This window comes from Salmonella sp. SAL4457, assembly GCF_046548235.1.
GTDB classification, from domain to species: Bacteria; Pseudomonadota; Gammaproteobacteria; order Enterobacterales; family Enterobacteriaceae; genus Salmonella; species Salmonella enterica.
This window is the reverse complement of sequence record NZ_JBGDZO010000471.1, coordinates 1-273: the sequence shown is the minus strand read 5'-3', so window position 1 is coordinate 273 and position 273 is coordinate 1. Positions and strand designations below refer to the sequence as shown.

1 protein-coding gene is annotated in these 273 nt (G+C 68.5%); it reads left to right on the top strand.

The window, feature by feature from the left end:
- Window positions 1–273, top strand: a 273-nt coding sequence (locus tag ACLJNW_RS25095) for a TrkA C-terminal domain-containing protein (RefSeq protein ID WP_410961342.1), incomplete at both ends; no start/stop codon positions are given.

Genomic DNA, 273 nt, shown 5'->3' with positions numbered 1-273 from the left:
CCTGCAGGTCCAGCTCGGCTCGCCGTTGATCGGCAGCACCCTGGAAGAACTGCAACTGCGCACCCGCCTGGGCGCCAACGTGGTCGGCCTGGAGCGGGTACGCAAGTTCCACAGCGAGGTGGTCAAGGTCGGCGGCAGCACCGAGCTGAAGGCGGGCGACGTGTTGCTGCTGGACGTCTTCGCCCCTCCGGAGGACATGGACCGGCGCTGCGCCGAGCTGAACCTGGTGCGCCTGCCGTTCCGCGCCAGCTACTTCATCGACCAGTCGCGGGA